The sequence below is a fragment of the Paenibacillus sp. 01T442 genome (genome assembly GCF_056398345.1).
In genome coordinates this window covers 1-4,695 of sequence record NZ_JBFTPF010000159.1, presented here as the reverse complement: position 1 = coordinate 4,695, position 4,695 = coordinate 1, and the positions used below count along the sequence as shown (strand labels likewise).

At 35.7% G+C, this 4,695-nt stretch carries 4 protein-coding genes; 2 read left to right on the top strand and 2 right to left on the bottom strand.

The window, feature by feature from the left end; all coding sequences use genetic code 11:
• Window positions 1–430: 430 nt before the first annotated feature.
• Both AC1DLM_RS34800 and AC1DLM_RS34795 read right to left on the bottom strand, forming a co-directional pair.
• The gene (locus AC1DLM_RS34800; protein ID WP_477572554.1) at window positions 431–985 is read right to left on the bottom strand and encodes a 2'-5' RNA ligase family protein; all 555 of its coding nucleotides are present in this window, start codon (window positions 983–985) and stop codon (window positions 431–433) included.
• A 936-nt stretch (window positions 986–1,921) separates the two neighbouring features.
• A complete protein-coding gene (locus AC1DLM_RS34795) occupies window positions 1,922–2,353 on the bottom strand; it encodes an S-Ena type endospore appendage (protein WP_477572553.1) in 432 nt (143 codons plus the stop codon).
• Between the two features lie 148 nt (window positions 2,354–2,501).
• Between AC1DLM_RS34795 and AC1DLM_RS34790 the strand changes: the two genes are divergently transcribed.
• Together AC1DLM_RS34790 and AC1DLM_RS34785 are read left to right on the top strand one after the other, a co-directional pair.
• Window positions 2,502–2,885 (top strand): S-Ena type endospore appendage, encoded by a 384-nt coding sequence (locus tag AC1DLM_RS34790; protein WP_477572552.1) that lies wholly within the window; start codon window positions 2,502–2,504, stop codon window positions 2,883–2,885.
• Window positions 2,886–3,511: 626 nt separating this feature from the next.
• The gene (locus AC1DLM_RS34785; RefSeq protein ID WP_477572551.1) at window positions 3,512–4,111 is read left to right on the top strand and encodes a hypothetical protein; all 600 of its coding nucleotides are present in this window, start codon (window positions 3,512–3,514) and stop codon (window positions 4,109–4,111) included.
• The last annotated feature ends 584 nt before the right edge of the window (window positions 4,112–4,695 follow it).

Below are 4,695 nucleotides of genomic sequence, written 5' to 3'. Positions count from 1 at the left end.
TACTAATGCCAGCACATAAGTAAATATCTCTTTTAATTCTTCATAGTTTCGAAAAATAGGAAGATGAATCTTTTCATCATAATTTTCATCAACCAAAGATTTCAAAATACCCCATAGTCCTCCCATTATTAATTCTTCTCCCTGCCATACATACCATAACAATTCTGTTCCCCCATACTTAAGAGAGATATGAAATTAAAATCTTAGATTATCGACTTTATCTACGACTTTAAAAAAGCGCTCTTTTTTCTGATATGATGCTTTAATCCTAGTTCAGCCAATATGCTTACAACTTCCTCAACACCAAAGTTGTCAAAGGCTTCATTTAATTCAAATGAAAATCTCCTTGATCATCTACCGCTGTGCAAGGGTGATGTTTTGATAATAACACATATTGGAACTATCGTGTCCCATTAGTTCATTGATCTGATTAGAACAACTTGCCAAGTTTGATATCTTCTAAAGGTACGTTTGTTTTGATATCAAATACCCGCACGAATGTTACATCGAAGTTTGGAAAAGGAGGTAATGCTTCTCTCGCAGCCAATTTCATTTCTATAATTTCTGCTTCATTCATGCCCCATTTTGTTTGACCCAAAGTCAAATGTGGAATGAAGTTATCCAACTCTATATTACTGTCAATAAGTTCAGGCGGTGGGGAAACCGCATCTACCAAATTATTGTGTAGATTATATATCTCTTGCGATTCAACGCTAAGGAATGTAACCGCTGTTCCAAATGTTCCTGGTTCACACAAAGTTAACTGGAAGATTGGAAATGAAGAACAAGTTTCTCTTACCTTTTCAAGCCAATTCATATCCTCCGTAAGTCCATTTGAGAGTTTAACGGTAATATGAGGCTCGACAGGAGCCCTAAAACCGTTATTATCCCATCGATTTCGAAATGTCTTAGCCCATTTATTACGAAATACCAAAATTTGTTCTTTATAATCTTCAGGTGGAACGATTCCTATGAAAAAAGGCATTTTTACACCCCTTTATAAATAATATGTATTTTTCTCGGAGCATTCCTATTCATTTCAATCATCAACTTTCCGAACATTTATGTTTTTAGAAAGTATTCCTCAAATATTGTCCAAATCCTGCTTTAGTTTTAAACAGCCCTTCATTTAATAACAAAAAGAAACCCACAGCAACGGGCTGCGGGTCTAAGTTTATATTTTAAAGGGGGTCGGTTTTTATTATAACCTTTAATACTTAATACCAGATGAAAATTAGATTTCAATCGTGTGACAATAACTCAACTCTCGTTCTCCCGTTAGTTCAGCGAACGAAGTACGATGGTCTGAACTCTAATGCATCTAGGTGAGCAATGATTTTAAGAACCCATTGAATAACGTGAAATCAGAAGTTACCGATCTCTTCGAATTCACTTTCGAAAGTTCATATCTCCAGTACTTATTAATCTAATATTGGGTTTTGTTTCAAGTCTTAATGTCACATTTGGATCATMGTCATCTAATAATATTAAAAAGCCTTCTGTGAAACTATCTTTATACCGATAAATAAAAAAGACCACAGTTTATGCCGACTTGATTCGGGTAATGTTTGTTTCATCCGACATAAAAAATTGACAAGAACTTGATGTCATAAATTTTATTTTAATATAAAATATTCCTTTAAAACCTGCAGACGAACAGGCATCCGAAGTGACTTCGTTGATAAGCATATTTATTTGTATTTAATTCCATATTGATAAAAAGTTAACAATTGGACGCCTTATTTTCAGAAGCAATGCGAAATAAATAATTAATCTCTCTTTAGTTAAGAAGGGAAGCCCATTAATAGATAGAGCGTGCACCGCCGCTTGTATTCGTTTACTCATAACGCTTTTAGCCTAAAGTTGCGACTCCCCGTCGCACATAAAAAAGAAGCCTCATAATTTATGGGCTTCCTTGTTATTAGAACCTTAGAATGTAGTGCATATCCAATTCTATTGAACCAGTACAATCATTATCAGATTCACCCTTACACAAAACATTAACGGATTTGACATTAGAAACAATTGCCGTAATTGATGAATTTGGGCCTACTTCAAATTCATCATGGTCGTTGGACGATTTCAGAATAGTAATTCCCATTTTACTGGACCTACTCGTATTTATTATTGTAATGGTTCCTGTAGGTAACTTAATAGCTGAATTTGTTGACACATAAAAATAAGTTTGAGCCGATCTGCTTTCACTTGTTTGTTTTATTGGAACACATCTACGTATATAAATAAGTTTTTTTATTGATCTTTTACTCTTTCTTGAATGTTGGGTGTATTTCCTTTTACTCTTTTTAACATGCATTGTACCTGTTGCTCGCCTTGATTTACATTGTTTCTTCATAAAAGCCACCCCCTTTAATGGTTTATGGAGATTCGAACAAAATGAACCTAAGTCAATCATCCATTTATTTATTAATGGGGTTTTCACCAGTTCGGGATAATACAAGCTCACATAACATAGTAAGGAAAAAAGAAGAGGTGTAATAAATATGTGTGGAAATTCTTCAGGTTCTGCTGTGTTTAATTTTTGTAACAATGTGCCTAAACAAGTTGTTAACCTCCAACAATGCAATCCCATTTTCMAACCTACTCCAACTGCTCCTGCCCCGCCAATAACTTACTTTACAAATACAACTGGATTAGTTGTAAATGGTTCTTTTACAGTGGTCAACACTAGTACTTTTTCCGTCCTGAATGTTGTATACACAGCAGGACTTACGGTAACACCCGTCGTTGTTACAGCTGGCCGTTCGGAAACAATCTTCTTTGAAGACTTGAGATCAATTACTATCGAAAGCCTTACGGGAACAAGCCCTGAAGCAAATGCTACAGGAAATCTAGTATTAGATTTGCATTATTGCGTAAGATGCTAGTTTAGAAATTAATCTAACGTAAATCAATGAGAAGAAGAGGGAAACCTCTTTTTAATTGTATTCTTTGAGCCTAATATAATCCTCTTGATGGGCAGAAGTTTGAAGAAGATAATTAAGAAAAAGATCGTGGGAAAACCTAACCGGTTTAAGGGTTTCTGAGTCATGGAGGCGGGTTCCTGAGCAAAAGGAAAATCCTAATAAATGGCAGATGTTCGATGAGAATAAAGAATTAGACTGGAGTAATAGTCAGCTTTTGAGAATTGAGTTTTAGACTGGTCCATTAAAATAAACAGTGGCGGACCAAGACTTGAAAAAGTCTTAGTCTCCCGCTGATATTTAGCCTGTTATTGAATCGTTTCCGTCAATTGCGTTACGAACATCGGTATCATGAAGTCCTTTACACCTTAAAAAATATAAAAATCTAAAAAAACTGTCTTGACTACTTGTGCCACTTTAATCCTTTTTAGTTATTTCGTGAGCTTCTTCAATTGCTTTAGATCCAAAGGTTAATCATCTCCAAACCGAGATGTAATTTAACATAGCATTTGTTACAAAAGCTAGACAAAATGGAGAAAGGATGGTTTTATAAGAATAGATAAAAAATGGATTTAGGAGTCTGCATAATTATGAGTGATTTAGTAAAATTGCCGAAAGCTGCTGTCTTTGGAGCTGCAAATGGCTTGATGTTCATGACTTTTTTTGGAGCGCTTTGGGCTTCCATTGGTATTATTGGTTCACATGGACTTGGAGCTCCATGGTTACTTGTTCTTTCGAGTGTTGTGACATTAATCTTACTCATCGGAGCCATAACGCTTATTAGTAAAGCTCGTAACATGAACAATGCTGTTACACCGGAAGAGAGGGAACATCGGAAAAAAATAAATCGAAAATTTGGTTTGATTTTTGGTCTAGAAGGTCTTGCGATCTTTATTGCAAGTGTGATTTGTAACATAATCAATCATTTTGAAGTCTTTTTMCCTATCATGGCTATCATTGTCGGTATTCATTTTTTTCCTTTAGCTCAATTGTTTCGAGAAAATTTTTATTATGGTACAGGTGTAGTGCTCTGTATTTTAGGCATTATTACTTTCTTTTTACCAATGAATGCCAACGTAAGCAGTATCTCTCTGATTGCGACATCTACTTTTATCGGTTTTGGCTCTGCTTTGACTCTATGGGTGACAGGTCTGAGAATATGGATAACCATACTCAAACAATTGAAATAATAAAAATAAAAAAAGAGCGTTGAGCGATCTGTACCCCAATTGTAAGACAAATAACAATTGGAGGTACAGTTTTTTATTTTGACCAAGTATTCATTTGAAACCAATTTAAAGGCTATTGAGTGCGAGGATACAAATTCATCTTGAATGAGCCCATTCTATGGTGTTATGCTACAGATGTGTCCAACTCAGCTGCGGGTCGATATCACCGTACAAACCTTAGGCAAAAAGCAGCGATACCTTCGCAATTGACTCCATCCAGATACCTGTCATGACCTTTACATGAGATTCCTCGTCTACATCATCAGCATAACTGTTGCTGACCTGCTAATATTTCGAAAACAACTGATTCTCCCCATTCCCTGCGAAGTCAAATAAAAGGGATATATAGGATAAATTAAAAACCACAAACCACTGCGAAGGATCATTTTGTTCAACTATCCTGCCCGTTCGTATTATGAGGTCAAGTAAACCTTATAAGKGGCTAATCACCGCAGTATCAACCACGCTTTACTGCCCGTTAGGTGAGCAAAGGCTGCCCTTCATGCCGGCAGCCTCGTCCTAGGTGTTTATTCAACTAAAGTTAT

What these genes read in the sequence shown, in the direction of transcription:
- AC1DLM_RS34795 (WP_477572553.1), bottom strand. Translation starts at nt 2,353, where the DNA reads ATGAAGAAACAATGTAAATCAAGGCGAGCAACAGGTACAATGCATGTT.
- AC1DLM_RS34800 (WP_477572554.1), bottom strand. Translation starts at nt 985, where the DNA reads ATGCCTTTTTTCATAGGAATCGTTCCACCTGAAGATTATAAAGAACAA.